The organism is Paenibacillus sp. FSL W8-0426 (genome assembly GCF_037969725.1).
In the GTDB taxonomy this organism is placed as follows: domain Bacteria; phylum Bacillota; class Bacilli; order Paenibacillales; family Paenibacillaceae; genus Paenibacillus; species Paenibacillus hubeiensis.
Map to the genome: position 1 here is coordinate 6543616 of NZ_CP150203.1, position 18204 is coordinate 6561819.

The 18204-nt window shown below is 54.1% G+C and carries 13 protein-coding genes; 1 reads left to right on the top strand and 12 read right to left on the bottom strand.

The annotated features are described in order from the left end of the window. Position 1: 1 nt before the first annotated feature. The 9 genes from cydB to MKY59_RS29615 form a co-directional block, all read right to left on the bottom strand. Entirely contained in the window at positions 2 to 1057 is a 1056-nt protein-coding gene (cydB, locus tag MKY59_RS29575) for a cytochrome d ubiquinol oxidase subunit II (protein ID WP_339275142.1), read from the bottom strand. Beyond that, a complete protein-coding gene (locus MKY59_RS29580; protein WP_236413302.1) occupies positions 1002 to 2417 on the bottom strand; it encodes a cytochrome ubiquinol oxidase subunit I in 1416 nt (471 codons plus the stop codon). The genes cydB and MKY59_RS29580 overlap by 56 nt, the downstream gene beginning before the upstream one ends. A 194-nt stretch (positions 2418 to 2611) precedes the next feature. Continuing rightward, positions 2612 to 3931: an MFS transporter gene (locus MKY59_RS29585; RefSeq protein WP_339275143.1), complete on the bottom strand. Its 1320-nt coding sequence runs from the start codon at positions 3929 to 3931 to the stop codon at positions 2612 to 2614. Between the two features lie 86 nt (positions 3932 to 4017). Next, positions 4018 to 5187 carry a winged helix-turn-helix domain-containing protein gene (locus MKY59_RS29590; RefSeq protein WP_339275144.1) on the bottom strand — a complete coding sequence of 390 codons (1170 nt, stop codon included), beginning with the start codon at positions 5185 to 5187 and terminating at the stop codon, positions 4018 to 4020. 179 nt (positions 5188 to 5366) lie between these two features. Then, positions 5367 to 6161, bottom strand: coding sequence for an ABC transporter ATP-binding protein (locus MKY59_RS29595; protein WP_236413305.1), 795 nt, complete (start codon positions 6159 to 6161; stop codon positions 5367 to 5369). Between the two features lies 1 nt (position 6162). After that, positions 6163 to 7089: an ABC transporter permease gene (locus MKY59_RS29600; RefSeq protein WP_236413306.1), complete on the bottom strand. Its 927-nt coding sequence runs from the start codon at positions 7087 to 7089 to the stop codon at positions 6163 to 6165. 196 nt (positions 7090 to 7285) lie between these two features. Then, complete coding sequence (locus MKY59_RS29605; RefSeq protein WP_339275146.1) at positions 7286 to 8335, bottom strand: ABC transporter substrate-binding protein; 1050 nt, start codon at positions 8333 to 8335, stop codon at positions 7286 to 7288. A gap of 731 nt (positions 8336 to 9066) precedes the next feature. After that, on the bottom strand, positions 9067 to 9705 hold the full coding sequence (locus MKY59_RS29610) for a winged helix-turn-helix transcriptional regulator (RefSeq protein ID WP_339275148.1): 639 nt from the start codon (positions 9703 to 9705) through the stop codon (positions 9067 to 9069). Positions 9706 to 9726: 21 nt separating this feature from the next. After that, the gene (locus MKY59_RS29615) at positions 9727 to 10614 is read right to left on the bottom strand and encodes a rhodanese-related sulfurtransferase (protein ID WP_339275150.1); all 888 of its coding nucleotides are present in this window, start codon (positions 10612 to 10614) and stop codon (positions 9727 to 9729) included. A 382-nt stretch (positions 10615 to 10996) separates the two neighbouring features. On the opposite strand from MKY59_RS29615, the gene MKY59_RS29620 reads away from it, so the two are divergent. Then, the gene (locus MKY59_RS29620; RefSeq protein WP_339275152.1) at positions 10997 to 14458 is read left to right on the top strand and encodes an InlB B-repeat-containing protein; all 3462 of its coding nucleotides are present in this window, start codon (positions 10997 to 10999) and stop codon (positions 14456 to 14458) included. 92 nt (positions 14459 to 14550) lie between these two features. Here the strand turns inward: MKY59_RS29620 and MKY59_RS29625 are convergent, their stop codons facing one another. Genes MKY59_RS29625 through MKY59_RS29635 form a run of 3 tightly spaced genes read right to left on the bottom strand, consistent with a single transcriptional unit; the run spans position 14551 to position 17926 of the window. After that, positions 14551 to 15651, bottom strand: coding sequence for a hypothetical protein (locus MKY59_RS29625; protein WP_236413312.1), 1101 nt, complete (start codon positions 15649 to 15651; stop codon positions 14551 to 14553). A gap of 59 nt (positions 15652 to 15710) precedes the next feature. Next, a complete protein-coding gene (locus tag MKY59_RS29630; protein ID WP_339275154.1) occupies positions 15711 to 17216 on the bottom strand; it encodes a HAMP domain-containing sensor histidine kinase in 1506 nt (501 codons plus the stop codon). Further along, positions 17213 to 17926, bottom strand: a complete 714-nt coding sequence (locus MKY59_RS29635) for a response regulator transcription factor (RefSeq protein ID WP_236413314.1) — start codon at positions 17924 to 17926, stop codon at positions 17213 to 17215. Before MKY59_RS29635 ends, MKY59_RS29630 begins: the two co-directional genes overlap by 4 nt. Between the last annotated feature and the right edge of the window lie 278 nt (positions 17927 to 18204).

Sequence of the window (18204 nt, forward strand, 5' to 3'; positions counted from 1 at the left end):
CTCAGTACTCCAGGTGATGCTGCTCGTTCAAGCGTTTGCGGAAAATGTAATAGCTCCAGATCTGATATCCCAGCACAAACGGCAGCAGCGTGCAGGCAACGATGGTCATGACCTTCAAGGAATAAGCGCCCGACGATGCATTATGTACCGTGAGGTTGAACGCTTCTCCTAACGAACTGATCATGACTCTAGGGAACAATCCGACAAACACGGAGGCAAACAAAATCGCAATGACGGCACCCGTCATGCCGAAAGCCCATCCCTCGCGCTGCTGCCGCACAAAATAGGCAGCGGCGGCGAGGGCAGCGGCACCAAGCGCCACCAGAATCCAAAGCGCCCATCCGCGGACGTCAAACATGTCTGTCATGAAATAGGTCAATGCGGCATAAAGCGCAAGAACGACTGCCAGCGGCAGCATCAGTTTGCGGGCCATGTGCAGCGCGCGTTCCCGGAGCGGTCCGACCGTGCGGAGCGAAGCAAACAACAGGCCGTGCACCAGGCATAGCATCGTTACGGCAAGTCCGCCTACCACGGTGTACGGGTTTACGATATCCAGGAAACCTGCCCGAAGCTGCATGTCACCGTCAATCGGCAATCCCTTCATCAGCGTTGCGAATACTACGCCGAACAGGAACGGCAGCAGGGCGCTGGAGACAACAATGATAATGTCCCATGTCTTGCGCCAGCGCTGGTGTTTCATCTTGCTGCGGAATTCAAACGCTACTCCCCGTCCGATCAGGGCAAGCAGCACCACGACCAGCGGCAGGTAAAATCCGCTGAACAAGGTCGCATACCAGTGCGGGAAAGCGGCAAACATCGCACCGCCCGCCGTCAGCAGCCACACCTCGTTCCCATCCCAGAACGGTCCGATCGAATTGATCATCGTCCGTCGTTCCCGGTCTGTCCGCGCGATCAGTCCTGTCGACATGCCCACGCCGAAATCAAAGCCTTCCAGAAAGAAAAAGCCGATAAACAACACGGCAATCAGCACAAACCACAGTTCACTTAGTGACAACTGAATAACCCCCATCCATGCCGAACGGATCGGCCGATTCATCCTGTTCCTCCGATTGGTCGACCGCGTAAGGCCCTGCTTTGATTTTGCGAACGAACAGGTAGACCATCACGATGCCGAGAATCGTATAGGCTGCCGTAAAGGCAATCGTCGAGAACAAAATCTGTCCTGCCGTCACATTGGGCGATACCCCGGCTTCCGTCGTCATGTAACCGAAGACCGTCCACGGCTGCCGGCCCACCTCGGTCATGATCCAGCCGGCCGTGTTGGCGATAAACGGCAACGAAATCGCAAAAATCATCGATTTCATGAACCAAGGGCGGGCACCTTCCAGTTTCCGGCGAAGTGCCAGGTAACAGCCGTACAGCGCAAGCAGGATCATCAACCCGCCTGCAGCAATCATGATGCGGAAGCTCCAGAACGTCGTGCGCACAGGCGGAATGTAATCGCCAGGTCCGTACTTCTGTTCATACTCGGCCTGCAGCTCCTTCATGCCCGTTACGCTGCCGGAAAACTTGCTGTAAGACAGGTAACTCAGCAGCCCGGGAATTTTGAGTTCGCCCGAGTTTTCCTGCTTGTCCGGATCGATAAAGGCAACCACTGTCCATGGGGCAGGATCCTCCGTCGTCGTCCACGTTCCTTCGCTGGCAGCCATCTTCATCGGCTGTGTTTCGACCAGGTACTGCGCCTGGAAGTGACCGGAGAATGCTACCCCGATCGAAGAAACCAGCGCCACGACGATGCCGATATGGAACGATCTGCGGAACACGTCCACATCCTGCTTTTTCATCAGCTTAAACGCACTGATCCCGGTCACGACAAAAGCTCCTGTCATCAAAGCCCCGAAGATCGTATGCGGGAATTCGACCAGCAGCTGCCCATTGGTAATCAAGGCGAAGAAATCGTTCATCTCGGCCCGGCCGTTGTTGATCGTGAATCCGACAGGATGCTGCATGAAGGAATTCGCCGCCAAAATCCACAGCGCGGACAGGAACGTGCCGGTAAACACCAGCCAGATGCAGGCCAGATGCACCTTTTTGGACAAGCGCTCCCACCCGAAAATCCATAATCCGATAAACGTCGATTCCATGAAAAATGCCAGCAATGCTTCAATGGCGAGCGGTGCGCCGAACACGTCGCCCACAAAGCGGGAATACTCGGACCAGTTCATGCCGAACTGGAATTCCTGCAGAATGCCCGTAACTACCCCGACGGCGAAATTGATCAGGAACAGCTTGCCCCAAAATTTGGCCATCGTCTTGTAAATTTCCTTGCCTTTGACGACGTACAACGTCTCCATGATTGCGACCAGCAGCACCAAACCGATGGACAGCGGCACAAAGAAAAAGTGGAAGATCGTCGTAAGCGCATATTGGATACGCGATAGCATAATCGGATCCATAACTTACCCCTTCTTTCTGTTCACATGCAAAATTTTCGCGTTTGGCATCGGTTTGTCTCCTTTGCCTCACCCTGCCAAACACGTCCTAATGAACGTTATTGTGCCAGATCGCTAAATTTGCACATGTGACAATTATCACAAACTTTGGCATGTCCACAAAAAAAAGTGATGGCGGTCACACAATTTATAAAAATTTAATCTTGGATATCAGGAAATCGAACCGGCTGATTCCCCGTTGCACCCCATAACAGTCGCTGCAGCACAACCCCAACCAACCCAATGAGAAACGTTGCTGCCCCAATGTAGACAAAGGTCAAACCAGGGCCGGCAGCCTGAATCAGAACACCTCCTGCAAGCGGGGCAGCGACTAGCACGATGCTCGACATGGAATTCTGAATGCCGAATACCCTGCCCACCATGTCCGGCGGGCTTTCCTTTTGCAGCAAATAATTCATGGTCACCATGGACAAGCCGTTGCCGAGACCGATGCATAGTCCCCAGAAGATGATCCACCCTTCATGCGTAGACGGTTCCAGCCAGCCAAGTCCGGCGATCCCCGCACCGATCAACAGAAAACCTCCCCCAAGCCCCCAACCGTAACTAATGCGTGACAAACGATTGAGCACCATGATGATGGCTACGGCACCTGCGCCTGCGGAAGCTCCGAGCCAGCCGACCAGCACCTCGTTGTCCGGCTTGATGCTTCGAAAGAGGGTGGCGAATTGATAATCGATCATAAGAATGGCCAACAGTCCTGTGCAGCCAAACCAAATCGTCCGGAATACCGCCGGTTTGCTGCGCAAAAAAATCCATCCTTCCTTCCACTGCGTTATCCACGATGCCTGCCGTGTTTGATCGTTCCCAGCCACTAGGTCGACATCTGTAGTCTTCGCCTTCTCTGTCAAACGCCTTAACGGCCACAAGACCATCCCTGAAAGCAGGCGGCTGCAGGCATTGACGACAATGCAGATTTGCGGCGAAAATACCGCCAAAATCACGGCACCGAGCAATGGCCCTGCCACCTTGGAGCATTGGGCAACAAAGCCGTTCATCGAGGTGGCCTGCAGCAGGTGTTTTTCCGACACGACTTGGCGTGTCAATGCCTGCTGTGCAGGAATGTGGAACACGCCCATCATCGCTCTCGCACCGAGCAATGGGAGCAGCCAGCCCGGCCCTGGCGCGAACAGAATGCCCACGGTCAGCAGCACGTTCGCCGCATCGCAAATCAGCATGATGTTCACCTTCGGCCACCGGTCGGCCAGCGTGCCTGCAATCGAGCCGAACAGGATGCCCGGAATGGCCATGCATACGGGAACCAGAGCAATAATCAGCGGATCTGCTCCCCAGCGGTAAGCAATCATGACCTGGATGGCGAGTGCGTCGAACCAGTCGCCGAACGTGGCCAGCGCGTAGGCCAGGAACAACCGCACGAATCGTATATTTTTCCACAAGCTGCCTTGGGGTGCCGAAGCCGATGAATGGGCGGCATGCTTTTCTTCAGGTATTGTTGTCATGTTAGTCTCCTCCTGATCCAGTCCAGCAGCCTGGACGGCTGCATCTCTTATGACTGTGATCATATAGGAGCAATATCAGAGGAATATCAGAGGCCTTGGCCCGGGGAAAACGAGGATAAAAATGTGCGGACTTCATCCAGCATTTGTTGTCTATAGACCGGAACTTCATAGTGTTTGGCGATTTCTTCGGATACGATCTTGTATTTTCGCCGCAAACGGCCCTCAATGTGATGATGATCCATAAACAGCAGAATCTGCGAAGCCGAATTCAGGACCAACGGCGCATTCAGCGACATTTTCAACACGTCCAATCCGTCATCCAGCCTTGGCTCCGCCTCGCGCAGCCTGCCCTGTCTCAGCAACCAAAGGCCTTCCATGACCTGAAATCGTCCGACCTCTCGCAAATACGGAGCTTCCTTCAAACTGGCACGCAACGACGCAATCAACGGTTCCACGGCATCCTCACTCCCGCCCCACAGCTCGACATAGAGCCGCGCTAACGCAACCGGCAGCCTGAAGTTCACCAGGCCGTCCCGTTCCATCACTTCGTACGTTTCGACCAATTGCGATCTTGCGCGCCCATACAGTCCTGTTTCCGCATAAACTTCAACAATGTTGAGAATGCGCAGCTCCCGCTGCTGATCCGCCGACAAAGCATGTGAGTTTAATGCTTTTTCATATAGCCGTAGAGTTTCCTTGGGTTCCGTCAAGGCATGCATGAAGATAAGCAGCCAGTACAGGCGATCCTCAAACGGAATTTCCTTCGTGGTGACCAGCCATTTCAGATCCCCTTGCACAAAGCGGATATACAGCCGGTAGAACGGGTCGATTTGGATGCCGAGCACATCCTGCTGTTCGATCAGCGTCAACATGGATTTTCCCTGCCCGAACAGATGATATTTGCGAAACAGGCCATGAACGGCTTCGCGCAGCTCCTGATCCGCTTCGGAAGGATTGGCAGGCATGGCATGAACAGGCATACGGATCGTCAATCTGTAGCCGTAACCGCGCACGGTTTCGATCATCACCTCTTCCCAGTCCCTTAACCTTTTACGCAGGCGATAGACATGGTCGTCCACGGTGCGCTCCACTGGATACTCCAGCGGCCATACCCGGTCAAGCAGCTGGCTGCGCGTAAACGCCTTTTCCTTGTTTTCGTAGAGAAAGCGGAGCAGCGCAAACTCCTTGGCCAACAGGCGAATGGATTCGGTACGGCGCGTTACGGTATATGATCCTTCGTCAAATTGCAATGACATGCACAGCGCCTCCTAATATATGCCGTCATCCCATAGGGATTTTCATAAAATGTATACTCCATTATAGCCGTGCATCGCACAGTCTGCACAAAAACCCCTTTTGCAGAAATGCAAAAGGGGGAATCACCGCTGCAGCAGAGCTGCAATCGGCATCATTTTTGATTGTTGCGTTTTTGGGATTAACCCAGCACCACGCGGTCATCGGCCAGCGTTTTGCCGCTGATCCGCTCGAATTCGCCCAGCAGCTCGGGTACGGTCAGCGTGCGCTTGCGCTCTTCGCTTACATCCAGAATGATGCGGCCCTTATCCATCATGATCAGGCGGTTGCCAAGACGAATGGCCTGCTCCATGTTGTGGGTAACCATCAAGGTGGTCAGCCGCATCTCGCGCACCAGCGTTTCGGTCAGCTCCGTAATCAGTTCGGCACGGGCCGGGTCCAGAGCCGCCGTATGTTCATCCAGCAGCAAAATTTGCGGCTGGGTAAACGTCGCCATCAGCAGGCTTAGCGCCTGACGTTCGCCGCCGGACAACAGCCCAACTTTGGCGTTCGGACGTTTGTCCAGACCGATGCCCAGCTTCACCAGCTGCGCGTTGAACAGCTCGCGTTTGGCCCGAGTGACGCCGAAGCTGAGTCCACGCCCTTTTCCCCGTTTATAGGCCATCGCCATATTTTCCTCGATCGTCATATGCGGAGCGGTTCCTGCCATCGGGTCCTGGAACACCCGGCCGATCCAGCTGCTGCGACGATGCTCCGGCAAATGTTTGATGGAGCGTTCGTTGATTCGCACATCTCCCGTATCGGGCTTCATGACACCCGAGATGATGTTCATCAAGGTCGATTTCCCTGCGCCGTTACTGCCGATCACCGTGACGAAATCGCCGGGTTTCATCGTCAGGTTCACGCCAACCAGCGCGGTCTTCTCGTCGGTCGTACCCGGATTGAACAGCTTCGTTACTTGTGAAATCTCCAGCATGTCACATGCCCCCCTTCATCTGCTGACCCGATCCCTGCATCAGTTCTTGGGTACGCATGCGGGCGAGCCGCTTTTGCTTCATTGAACGGCGCATCGTCGGAATGACCAATGCGATGATCACGATGACGGCGGTGATCAGCTTCAGATCGGACGTATCGAACCAATCGACCTGCAGCGCCAAGGCAACCACGACGCGATAAATAATCGAGCCCACAACCGCGGCAAGGGTAGCCCAGAAAATAGTGCGCGCCCCCAGGATCGCTTCACCGATAATGACCGACGCCAAGCCGATGACGATCATGCCAATTCCCATCGTAATGTCGGCAAAACCGGATTGCTGCGCGATAAACGCTCCGGACAGCGCAACCAGCCCGTTGGACAAGCTGACGCCAATGATCGTTGTCACGTCGGTGTTTGCACCAAAGCTGCGAATCATGCGTTTATTGTCGCCGGTTGCCCGCAGTGCGAGTCCGATGTCCGTTTTCATGAACAAGTCCAGCATGATCTTGAATACCAAAACGACAATGATGATAATAACCATGACATGCTCGCCCGAAAACGGATTGTCGATGCCCATGATGGATTTGTTCGGGGCACCGCCCAAAATGCGCATATTGATGGAATACAAGGCAATCATCATCAAAATCCCCGATAACAATCCGTTAATCTTGCCCTTGGTATGCAGCAACCCCGTGCAGGCCCCGGCAATCATTCCGCAAACCATAGCCACCAGGCAAGCCACCCATGACGAATAGCCATTGGAAATCATCACGGCCGCCACGGCCCCTCCTGTCGTGAAACTGCCGTCTACCGTAAGATCGGGAAAATCAAGAATCCGAAAGGTAATGTATACGCCAAGCGCCATAAGCGAGTATAACAACCCGAGCTCAATCGCTCCTTCAATGGCACCCCAGCTGATACTGAACATATTGCTTCCTCCCATCTGTAACCGAAACATCTGTCAATGCAATTCCACCCAACTTAGCGCTCTCACCGAATGGCAAACACCGATTCCGGATACTCGGTTCTACCGTTATTCCACGACGAAACTTGTCGAAAAAAGGGAGGCGAACCCGTCTGAGCGTCCGCCTCGTATCTGACCCTCCGGAGCAAGTTCCGTCCGGTTATTGAATGATGTTTGCTGCCTGGTCCTTCACTTCGGCTTTCATTTCGTCCGTTACCGTGATGCCTTGCGCTTCAGCCGCTTTCAGGTTCAGGATCAGGTCCAGTTTGTCCGGTACGGTTACTTTCATTTCGCCCGGGTTGGTGCCGTTCTTCAGAATGTCGGCAGCCATTTCGCCCACTTGGTAGCCGTGATCGTAGTATTTGAAACCCACGGTGGCAAATGCGCCTTTTTCGACCGTATCGCGGTCACTGGAGAAGAACGGAATTTTGTTCTGGTTTGCAGTTTGGATCATCGTATCCACCGCACTTACGACGGAGTTGTCCAACGTGATGTAGAACGCATCCACTTTGCCCACGAGCGAATCGGTAGCTTGTTTAACCTCGGACGTGTTTGTTACGGCCGCCTTCACCAGCTTGATGCCGTGCTTGGACAACGCCTTCTCCGCATTGTTTGCCATAACGACGGCGTTGGGTTCCCCTTCGTTGATGACCAAACCTACCGTTTTGATGTCAGTCATGTATTTCGCGATGAAATCGGCCAATTGCACGATCGCTTCCGGGTTCGTGTCGGAAGCGCCTGTCACGTTGCTGCCCGGCTTGTCCAGATCCGTGACCAGTTTGGCTCCCAGCGGATCGGTTACCGCAGCAAACAGCAGCGGTTTATCTTTGACTTGTTGGGCCAATGCCAATGCAGACGGCGTGGCGATCCCCAGCACGAGATCATTTTTCGAGTCGCCGGCAATCTTCTGCGCGATGGACAGGTTGTTGGTGGAGTCACCCTGCGCGTTATTGTAATCGATCGTCAGGTTTTTGTTCTCTTCGATTCCCGCGTCCTTCAATGCAGCGATGAATCCTTCACGAGTCGCGTCGAGCGACGGATGCTCCACGATTTGCGAAATGGCGATGCGGTACGATTTCTCGGTGCTTCCTTCGCCGGCATTGCCCGTTCCCTCGGAAGCGGTATTCGAACTACTGCCATTGTTGCCGCAGCCTGCGGCGACGATCATGGTTGCAGCCATCATCAGAGACATCCAGAACTTTTTTTTCATGTGATAACCCCTCTCTACCTTCTCAAATTTGTGAGCCTTGTCGCGATCAACCGAGTGATGCGACAAGGCGGGACAAAACGAACGCTTCAACGCATTGTTGCTTTGATCGACAAAAGTAGACAAATGCAGACTTTTCGCATGCGACTGAAGTCCATGGCCCGTGTGTGAATTTTGTGTTTCCCTAATATTAAGGTGAGTCCTCTTTCCCGTCAATGGTTGATGCGCTTCCAATTTTGTTTTTTCGCTCACACGTGAGAGGAAACATGACACACCAAAAAGCCATCCGTACAAATCTACGGACAGCTAAATACATCATTTAGTGCATGGAAAGAGATTGATGAGCTCTCTCCCCCTACCCCTAACGAACCTCTCGCACCTTATTCAGACGATTTCCGCCCTCCCAGCATCCTAACAAACCTCAGACACCTTATTGTAGGCAACATGAGAGATATAGACGACACGATGGTGAATAGCGTGCCTGAGATTCGTAACCACAAAAACTAGCGAAATTCACCCGAAATAAGACGCCTCAGGTTCATTACAGCTAAATTGCAAACACTTGGCCGATTAACAGGAAGCTGCCCGCAAGTTTCAATCCCCACAAAGGCCAAGCTTCGTCCATACAAAAAGGACTGCATTCCGGCAGCACCCCCTCGATGTATAAGCCAGTTCTAACATGGCTTACTACAAGAGGAGAACGCCCCGGACAAAAACAGTCCCCGTTGTTCGTTTTATTCTCCCGACGCCTCACGTACCCGATAGGTGCATTTCTTGCCGCCGTCGGCGTAGCATTCCGTTCGTTCCACATCCGCTTGCAGCAGCGAACGGAACAGCTCCAGCTCGCAGCGGCAGGCCTGCTTGTGCACGCTGGCCACCTGTACGATCGGGCAGTTCAATTCGGTGATAACGTACGTGCCGTCTTCTTCCGCAGAAGAATCGGCCATATAACCGTTTGCATTTTGAATGCGCGCCAGTTCCTCGACTCGTCCGGCCAGGTCCCGGCCTTCCATCTGCGGCATCCCGCTGCGCAGCAGCTTGTCGCGCCGGTTCTCGAACAGCGTGCCGATGATATCGCCGCCAACCGATTCGTTCAGCTCTTCCAGCAATTCCAGCGTAAGCGCCGGGTAGGATTTCGGAAAAAAACCGTCGCCTCGCGTCGTCAAATGGTACACGGAGGAAGGACGGCCAGCCGTCGCCCTCGCTTCGCGCACCTCGATCAGGCCGTCCTGCTCAAGCGCCGACAGATGGCGGCGAATCGCCATGCCGGTCAAACCCAGCTCCGCCGTCATTTCCCTGGCGGTTAACGTGCCTTGCCGTTTCAGCATGAACAAAATCCGTTCACGCGTCGTCATTTCATTTTCATGCTTCACGTGCAGCACCTGCTCTCAGGCTTATGCGTGTACGGGCGCTGCCTCCCGGCAGGCATCCGAGCAAAAGCGGTTATGCGTCTCTTCGCAATCCTCGCAGCATACGTGCTGCAGGTTGCAGGTTGGACAGTTGATATATCGGTCATGCGTCGTTCCGCAGTGGTAACAGCTTGCGATAACGATATCTTCATCCGTACGGTTAATCGGCACGGAGATGCGTTCGTCGAACACATAGCATTTGCCATCGAACAGACGGCCCTGCACCTCAGGGTCCTTACCATAGGTTACGATACCGCCCTCAAGCTGTGCCACGTCCTGGAACCCTTCGTTGATCATGAAGCCGGTCAGCTTCTCGCAGCGAATGCCGCCAGTGCAGTACGTAATGATCTTTTTGTCTTTCATGTCGCCCAGATTCTCCCGAATCCACTCCGGAAATTCGCGGAACGACTCGACATCGGGACGGATGGCACCGCGGAAATGGCCGATTTCGTATTCGTAGTCATTGCGGCCATCGATGACGATGACGTCATCGCGCTGCAAATGCTCGTAGAATTCCTTCGGCGAGAGGCGTTTGCCGCTGACTTCGTTCGGGTCCAGCTCTTGATCCACGCGGAAAGTCACCAGCTCCGCCTTGTGGCGAACAAAGATTTTTTTGAACGCATGCTCTTCGACTTCATCGATCTTGAACACCATGTCGCTGAACAGCGGATTGGCATGCATGTCCTTCATGTATTGCTCGGTTTGTTCCCATGTTCCGGACACGGTGCCGTTGATGCCTTCGGAGGCAATCAGGATGCGGCCCTTGACGCCCAGATCCTTGCAGTATTGCAGATGTTCCTGTGTCAACGCCTCGGCGTCATCGATCTTCACGAACTTATAATATAAAAGCACGCGGTACGCGCTCTTGCACATGTGTATCACCTGTTCCTGTTTTTATATGATGAAAAAGAAAAAGAAACAGCCGCCCGAAACCATGTCTCGAACTGCTGTCCTTAGCTTCGACCTGTATTCCTGCCCTTTAGTTTATCGGAGCGCCATACCTTAGTCAATATTAATGTATAGAAAGGGATGCAAGTTATGGAAGTGACAAATACGATTCGATGGGGTCTCTTCATTTGATTCGCTGCAACCGATAAATATATCAGAGATGGAATAATTAAAATTTCATTCATTTTTGAGGGCGAATTCATTACACTGAACTCAGAACAAGAGAGCCCAATGGTTTCGCAGCACCGAATATTTGCATTAGTCAGTCAGGATTAACACATTCATCGAGAAAATGGAGTGAACTTTTGTGATCGCACAACGAATCAAAAGAGCGGGCATTCTGTCGCTTGTCTTTCTGCTTGCCATAAGCGGGCTTTCATCGGTCCTTCCCGTCACCCCTCGTGCCCACGCGGCGGCAGCAGAACCTCTTCTTGGAGAAATCAGGCTGTTCCCCTACGATGCTGCGCCTAACGGATGGGTGCCGGCCGAAGGCCAACTGCTCGCAATTTCTTCCAACACCGAGTTATTTTCCTTGCTGGGAGCCAATTACGGCGTGGGTGACAATCAGACATTCGTTTTACCGAATTTGTCCAACCAGGCTCCGGGAGGTACCAGATATTATATCGCCACAAACGGCATTTTTCCATCCAGAGAAGAAGGAAGCGGCATAGCCAATGCCGTCCTGGGCGAAATTCGCTTGTTCCCTTACTATTTTTCGCCTTCCGGCTGGCTGACGGCAGAAGGGCAGACCTTAGAGATTGCCAGTTTCCCGTCGCTTTATTCCCTGATCGGCAAGAAATACGGCGGAGATGGAGAAACTACGTTCCAGCTTCCTAACTTGCCGACTAATGAGCAAACCCCGCTTCATTATGCGATTTTCACAAATAGCACCTACTCCCCACTAACTGGCGGAACAGGGGACGAATACATGGGCGAGATTATTCCGATGCCCGTGCAAGTGAGCAATCCGGAATGGATTCAAGCCGATGGAACGCTGTTGACGATCAATGCCAATCGGGCTCTATTCGACCTGCTCGGAAACCGGTACGGCGGGGATGGAATGACTGGGTTCAAACTTCCCGACCTCACCGGCGACCCGTCTGGCATCATTTATTATATTTCCAAGGTAGGCGCTTCCCCGATCGGTGATCGGGCGTTGGCCAATAACGATCAATACTTAACCAATGGGGGCACGACTCTAACCGTTGCGTCACCAGGGGTTCTCGCCAACGATATCAACGTTTCAACGGCAAGACTGCACGAATCTCCAACGAACGGGACCATTACATTCGATTCGAACGGAGCATTTATATATACGCCGAATGCCGGTTTTTCCGGCAGTGACAGTTTCCAGTATATTGGCAGCGGCAGCATAGGCGACAGCAACGCGGCAACAGTCACGATCACCGTTACCGCGACAAATAAACCGGTCATTACCGGAGTGAATGACCAAACGACCTACAACGGTCCGGTTACGCCTGCGTTTTACGGCGGCACCGCACTGTTAAACGGCTCTCCTTTTACAAGCGGTACCTCCATCACCGGTGAGGGCAGCTACACCTTGGCGGTCACCAACAATGCCGGCACCACAACCGTGCATTTTGTCATCGACAGCACCCCTCCTGTCGTCATAGGGGTTGCTGATGATGCCGTCTATGAGACAGCGCCAACCATTGCCTTTAACGAGGGGACTGCCACGCTGGACGGTTCTCCTTTTGCCAGCGGTGGAACGGTAAGCCGTGAAGGAACACATGTCCTGGTTGTAACCGACGCCGCAGGTAACACAACGACAGTCGCGTTCAAATACTATACGCCGCGAACCGTCACCTTTGTCAGCAGCGGGGGTACAAGTACCCCTGCCCAAAGCGTTCGCTATGCGAGCAGGTTGGCGGAGCCCGACGCGCCTTCCCGCACCGGGTACACCTTTGCCGGTTGGTTCACCGATTCGGAACTGACGCAGGCGTTTGATTTCGACAACACGACGATTACCAGCGACCTGACGCTGTACGCCAAATGGACAGTCCGCTCCTTCAACGTGCAGTTCAACACCAACGGCGGCTCGGCGGTCGACGGACAGCAGGTCAATTACAACGACTTCGCTCATCGCCCCGACGCGCCTTCCCGCACCGGATATACCTTTGAAGGCTGGTTTACCGATTCGGAACTGACGCAGGCGTTTGATTTCGACAACATGACGATTACCAGCGACCTGACGCTGTACGCCAAATGGACAGTCGACTCCTTCAACGTGCAGTTCAACACCAACGGCGGCTCGGCGGTCGACGGACAGCAGGTCGACTACAACGCGTTGGCTCATCGCCCCGACACGCCTTCACGCACCGGATATACCTTTGAAGGCTGGTTTACCGATTCGGAACTGACGCAGGCGTTTGATTTCGACAACACGACGATTACCAGCGACCTGACGCTGTACGCCAAATGGACAGTCCGCTCCTTCAACATGCAGTTCAACACCAACGGCGGCTCGGCGGTCGATGGACAACAGGTCGATTACAACGACTTCGCTCATCGCCCCGACGCGCCTTCCCGAAACGGGTATACCTTTGCCGGTTGGTTCACCGATTCGGAACTGACGCAGGCGTTTGATTTCGACAACACGACGATTACCAGCGACCTGACGCTGTACGCCAAATGGGCAGCAATTCCCGCGGAAAATACTGGCGGGGGGTCCGGTGGAGGATCTGAAGGCGGAGGCAGCAGCGGTTCCGGCAGTTCCGGCAGTTCCGGCGGTTCGAACAGTTCGGGTAGTTCGGGCAGCTCCGGCTCCGTTTCCACCCAAAGTTCCTCCGACGCAGCCGTCTCCACCGATGGACGCCTGACTCTTGCCGCAGGGCAGCCAGGGCGGATCAGCCTCGGACCAGCAATAACGATGAATATTCCCAAAGGTGCCTCGCCGCAGGCAATGGTCATATCCATCAACAAGCTTGCCGATCCGGAGGCTTTGCTGACCAATCAGAAGCGTTTGCTGAGTCCCGTGTACGAACTTCTGAAGGACTCCCCCGATCATTTCGGCGTGCCCGTAAACCTGGACATGGCATTCGACACCGCTTTGCTGGCAAGCAATGAACGGGCAGAAATCATGTATTTCGACGAACGGCAGAAGATATGGACGCCTGCGGGAGCTTCAAGCACTCAGGGCTCGCGCATTCAGGTCAATGTGGATCATTTCACCAAATTTGCTGTATTTGCCGTCGCCCAGCCCGAACAACCAGAACCCGCATCGTTCCGGGATATCAAGGGACATTGGGCAGAAAACATCATCATTCAAGCCGTGCGCGAAGGAATCGTCAAGGGTTACAGCGATGGCAGCTTCAAACCCGGAAAGGCCGTGACCCGGGCGGAATTCGTCGTTATGCTGATGAACCGTCTACAGCTCCAATCTGATGATGCCACGGCACATTTCACGGATAACGAGGAGATTGGGTCGTGGGCGCAATCTGCCGTAGCACAAGCCGGAAGCCTGGGCTACATCCAAGGCGACGCAAGCGGCTCGTTCCGCCCGCAAGACCCGATCACTCGGGCTGAGATGGCCGTAATCGTGACCAATGTATTGGGCGCCGAAACGTCAGGGAATGCAGCGACTACGTTCGCGGACGATGCAAGCATCCCGGCATGGGCAAGGACGGCCGTTGCCACAATGCAACGAGACGGCCTCCTATCAGGCAGAAGTAATAACGAATTTGCCCCAGCGGCAAACGCCACTCGGGCAGAAGCACTGAACGTATTGATGCAGATCAACCTCCCATAACGGGCTGATGCCCCAAACCGGAAAAGAGCCTCGTGTTTCGATGTCAATCCAATCGAATCGAAACACAAGGCTCTTCTGCATGGGCCGCCCAATCACTCCGAAATCGTAATGATCGAGGTTACGAAACGGTACGAATCATTTTCGAGCACGGACTGAGACAGCAGAATCCGATTGCCCTCCGGACTCCAGCTCAGCGGATCGGAGACGTTGTCCATGTCGGCGGAAATCTGGAATTGCTCTCCGGATTCCGTGTTGGACACGAACAGTCCTTTCTCGTTGTCGTTGTCCGAATTGATCGTATAGGCGATCTTCGAATCATCGCCGGACCAGCTTGTGCCGAAAATTTGGGTACCGCGCGCAAGCGTAGCCTTCTCATTGCCTTCCAGGTCAGTAAGCACCAGCGCCCGTTTCGTGTCGGCGGTTTTTTTCACGATGGCGAGCCTTGAGCCATCCGTGGACGGGATCACCCATTCCACGCTTTTCAGCAGCTGCTTCACTTCACCCGTCGCCGTATCCACCGAATTCAACTGGCCATCCTCACCCGTAATGTAATACACGAGGCTGCCTGAAGCCGCAATGCTGCGTGTATTGAAGCTTCCCGTCTCCACCAGCACTTTGGTATCCCCGTTCACGCTCGCCGAAATCAGCTGGCCCTGCATGTTCGGAAATACGACGTGATCGTTGTCCAGCCACGCTCCTTCGCCTACAAAACCTTCATCATCCCCTGTTGGCACCGTCTCTCCGCTGTGCAGATTCAAAATGAACCCTTTGCCTGTCGCCTCCTGAGGCTCGCGGTAGAATACATGCTGACTGTCCGGCGACACCAGCGGTGCGCCCAAGCTCACTTCGCTTTCTTTCACCGGCGTATCGCTGGCCTTCGCCAAATCGTACATGTACAGATTGTGCGGATAACGCTGCTGCCCTTCGACGTTGACCGGTTTTAAGGATTTGTTCTCTTTATCCGTCAAAATCAGTTCATTGTTCAGCCACGCCACCCCGCGCATATTTTGCAGCTTGTCGATCTTCTCCAGTTTGAAGCTCTGATATACCGATGTATTCGTATTGTCTTTAACCGTAATGTCCGTTCCCGAGCCAACATTCGTGCTGCCGCCCGACGTTCCCGCCCCGCATGCCGTTGCCGACAACAGCGCCATCGCCCCAAGCGTGCCCAAGGCCGCCTTCTTCCAATCCATGATGTCCCCCCCTGATTTGCTTTTCTAGGACCAAGCATACCTGTCCGATACTTCGAAAGTTAATCCGAGTTGTTTCCAACTTGTAAACTTGCGTCCGCCAACGGAAAAACCAATTCAAAGGTCGTCCCTTCCTCGTTCTGGTCGCCATTCGGCAACAGCCGGATCGCACCGCCCTGCTTCTCGACAAACTGTTTGACGAGGGATAGCCCAAGCCCTGTGCCCCCGGATTGCCTTGCCCTGTCTTTGTTGACCGTATAAAACGGCTCGAAAATTTTCTCACGCGCCTCCTCCGGAATGGGGGCTCCCGAGTTGAAAATGCGAATGACCGCCTCACGTTCCTTGATTCGCGGCCCGCCGTCGATCCGGATTACCCCGCCGGGCTCGTTATATTTGATCGCATTATCCAGCAGATTGATGAAAATGTGCATCAGGCTCTCCCGATCGCTGCGGATCGTTGCAGGCTGTACGTCCAGCTCCATGCGCAAGACGAACTTCTCCGCCTTGCCGCGCATCCGGCCGCAGGCATCTTCAAGCAGTGCACGAATTTCCACATCTTCTGCCTGGTTCTCGAAATCGTATTTTTCGAGCGCGAACAGGTGCAGCACCTTTTCCACCATTTCGTACAACCGCTCGGTTTCTTTGCCGATGTTGTTCGTTGCGTCGTCCAACAGTTGGGGATCGTCCTTGTACATATCCAACAGCTCGACATACGCCTTAATGGAGGTTAGCGGCGTCTTGAACTCATGGCTGATGTTGCCGATATACTGCTTCTGCTGCTGTTCCAGCGCCTGCAGCTTCTCGATGGCCAGCTTGAGCTTGCGTTGCTCCTCGTCCATATCCGCGATATTTTGCTGGATGGACGTGCTCATGTAATAGATCCCCTGGCCCAGATCCCCCAATTCGTCCTTGCGATTCACCGGCGATGCGGAGATATAGTTCCCTTCCCGAATGGAATCGGCTGACGACTTCAGCCTTGTGATCGCTACGGCGAACCGGTTGTAGAACAAGTAACCCAAGCCGAAGCTGAGCGCCACGACCACGATTCCCGCCCATATGAACAACTGCCGGATTCGGGCGTAGAACTCATGGTAGCTTGCGACGGAATACTGGATCTGCACGGCGCCCATCTGGCCGTCCGGGCCGTCGAGCGGCGCCACGTACAGCATCGTCTCTCCCTGTTCGCGATAAGCGATTTTATTGTTCAAAGCATAGCTCAACAGTTCTCCGGCATCTGCGCGATCCCCGGCCATGATGGATGAACCGACTTGCCGCGCATTCAGGTCATATAGGGTAATGGGCAGCCCGGTTGAATTGGCCAGCTCCTGGGCGAGCCTGCGGCCGCTCTGCTGCAGAAAAGCCGACGGCTCCATCCGGACCGCTTCCGTATAATAAGATTGCCTTACGTTCAAATTGACCAAACGCGTCTGCTGCGACAAAATGCCCTCGATCTGGGCCTGCTGATTACGCTCGATGCCGCGCAGCACCAGATAACTCAGCACAACTACCGTCAAGATCAGAAGCACAGCCAGAAAACCGCTAAACTTCAGCTTGATGCCGGCTCTCATGATGCTCCGCCCGCTTCCGGTGCGGACGCCTTGTATCCGATGCCGTAGACGGTTTGCAGCTTGCGTTGATCCGTATCGCCGATCTTTTTGCGCAGCCGCTGGATATGGATGTCCACCGTCCGGGTTCCGCCCGCGTACTCCATTCCCCACACCTGGTCAAGCAGGTCGTCCCGCGTATAAACACGTTCCGGATGGGACATCAGGATGGCGAGCAGATCGAATTCCTTCGGCGTGAGCTCTACCCGTTCCCCACCCAGCGTCACGGTGCGATGCGCCACGTGAATGCGCAGGTTGCCGTTAATAAGAACCTGTTTTGCATCCTCTGCCGGAGCAGGAGCGGCACTCTTCTCCACACGACGCATCAACGCCTTCACGCGGGCAAGCAATTCCCGAATTTCGAACGGCTTGGTCATATAATCGTCGGCGCCCATCTCCAGACCGACGATCTTGTCGACGATGTCGTTTTTGACAGTAAGCAGGATGATGCCGATATCCTCCCGATCCTCCAGCCTGCGGCATACGCCATACCCGTCCAGTTTGGGCATCATCACGTCCAGAATCATGACCCGCGGGTGGAATGAAGCGACTTTAAGGAGCGCCTCTTCCCCGTCATTTGCCGTTTCCACCTCATACCCTTCGCGCCGCAGCGCATAAGAAATGGCGCTGACGATGCTGGATTCATCATCGACCACAAGCACTCTTTTGTTCATATCCATATCATCCTTTGCTGCGATGTCATCAAACGCTTTCTGCATCTATGTTAACAAGGAGCTGCGGATTCGCCAACAATACCGGTCGTTCCTCCCCGAAAAGGGATTTTCCATTTTGCGGGGCAATGGCCGACGCCGCGGGCAGTAAGGACCTGCTTGTAATTTACGTTGATCCTCCCATTTCTAATCATTGGCATGGAAAAAAGAGCCTCTCCGATACTCGGAAAGACTCTGAATAAGCAGATAAACCGATGCCGCGCTGCGTTCGACGTAAAGGA

Bases quoted from the DNA above. Each gene is read 5' to 3' on its own strand.
- cydB (WP_339275142.1), bottom strand. From the start codon at position 1,057: ATGAATCGGCCGATCCGTTCGGCATGGATGGGGGTTATTCAGTTGTCA.
- MKY59_RS29580 (WP_236413302.1), bottom strand. From the start codon at position 2,417: ATGGATCCGATTATGCTATCGCGTATCCAATATGCGCTTACGACGATC.
- MKY59_RS29585 (WP_339275143.1), bottom strand. From the start codon at position 3,931: ATGACAACAATACCTGAAGAAAAGCATGCCGCCCATTCATCGGCTTCG.
- MKY59_RS29590 (WP_339275144.1), bottom strand. From the start codon at position 5,187: ATGTCATTGCAATTTGACGAAGGATCATATACCGTAACGCGCCGTACC.
- MKY59_RS29595 (WP_236413305.1), bottom strand. From the start codon at position 6,161: ATGCTGGAGATTTCACAAGTAACGAAGCTGTTCAATCCGGGTACGACC.
- MKY59_RS29600 (WP_236413306.1), bottom strand. From the start codon at position 7,089: ATGTTCAGTATCAGCTGGGGTGCCATTGAAGGAGCGATTGAGCTCGGG.
- MKY59_RS29605 (WP_339275146.1), bottom strand. From the start codon at position 8,335: ATGAAAAAAAAGTTCTGGATGTCTCTGATGATGGCTGCAACCATGATC.
- MKY59_RS29615 (WP_339275150.1), bottom strand. From the start codon at position 10,614: ATGTGCAAGAGCGCGTACCGCGTGCTTTTATATTATAAGTTCGTGAAG.
- MKY59_RS29625 (WP_236413312.1), bottom strand. From the start codon at position 15,651: ATGGATTGGAAGAAGGCGGCCTTGGGCACGCTTGGGGCGATGGCGCTG.
- MKY59_RS29630 (WP_339275154.1), bottom strand. From the start codon at position 17,216: ATGAGAGCCGGCATCAAGCTGAAGTTTAGCGGTTTTCTGGCTGTGCTT.
- MKY59_RS29635 (WP_236413314.1), bottom strand. From the start codon at position 17,926: ATGAACAAAAGAGTGCTTGTGGTCGATGATGAATCCAGCATCGTCAGC.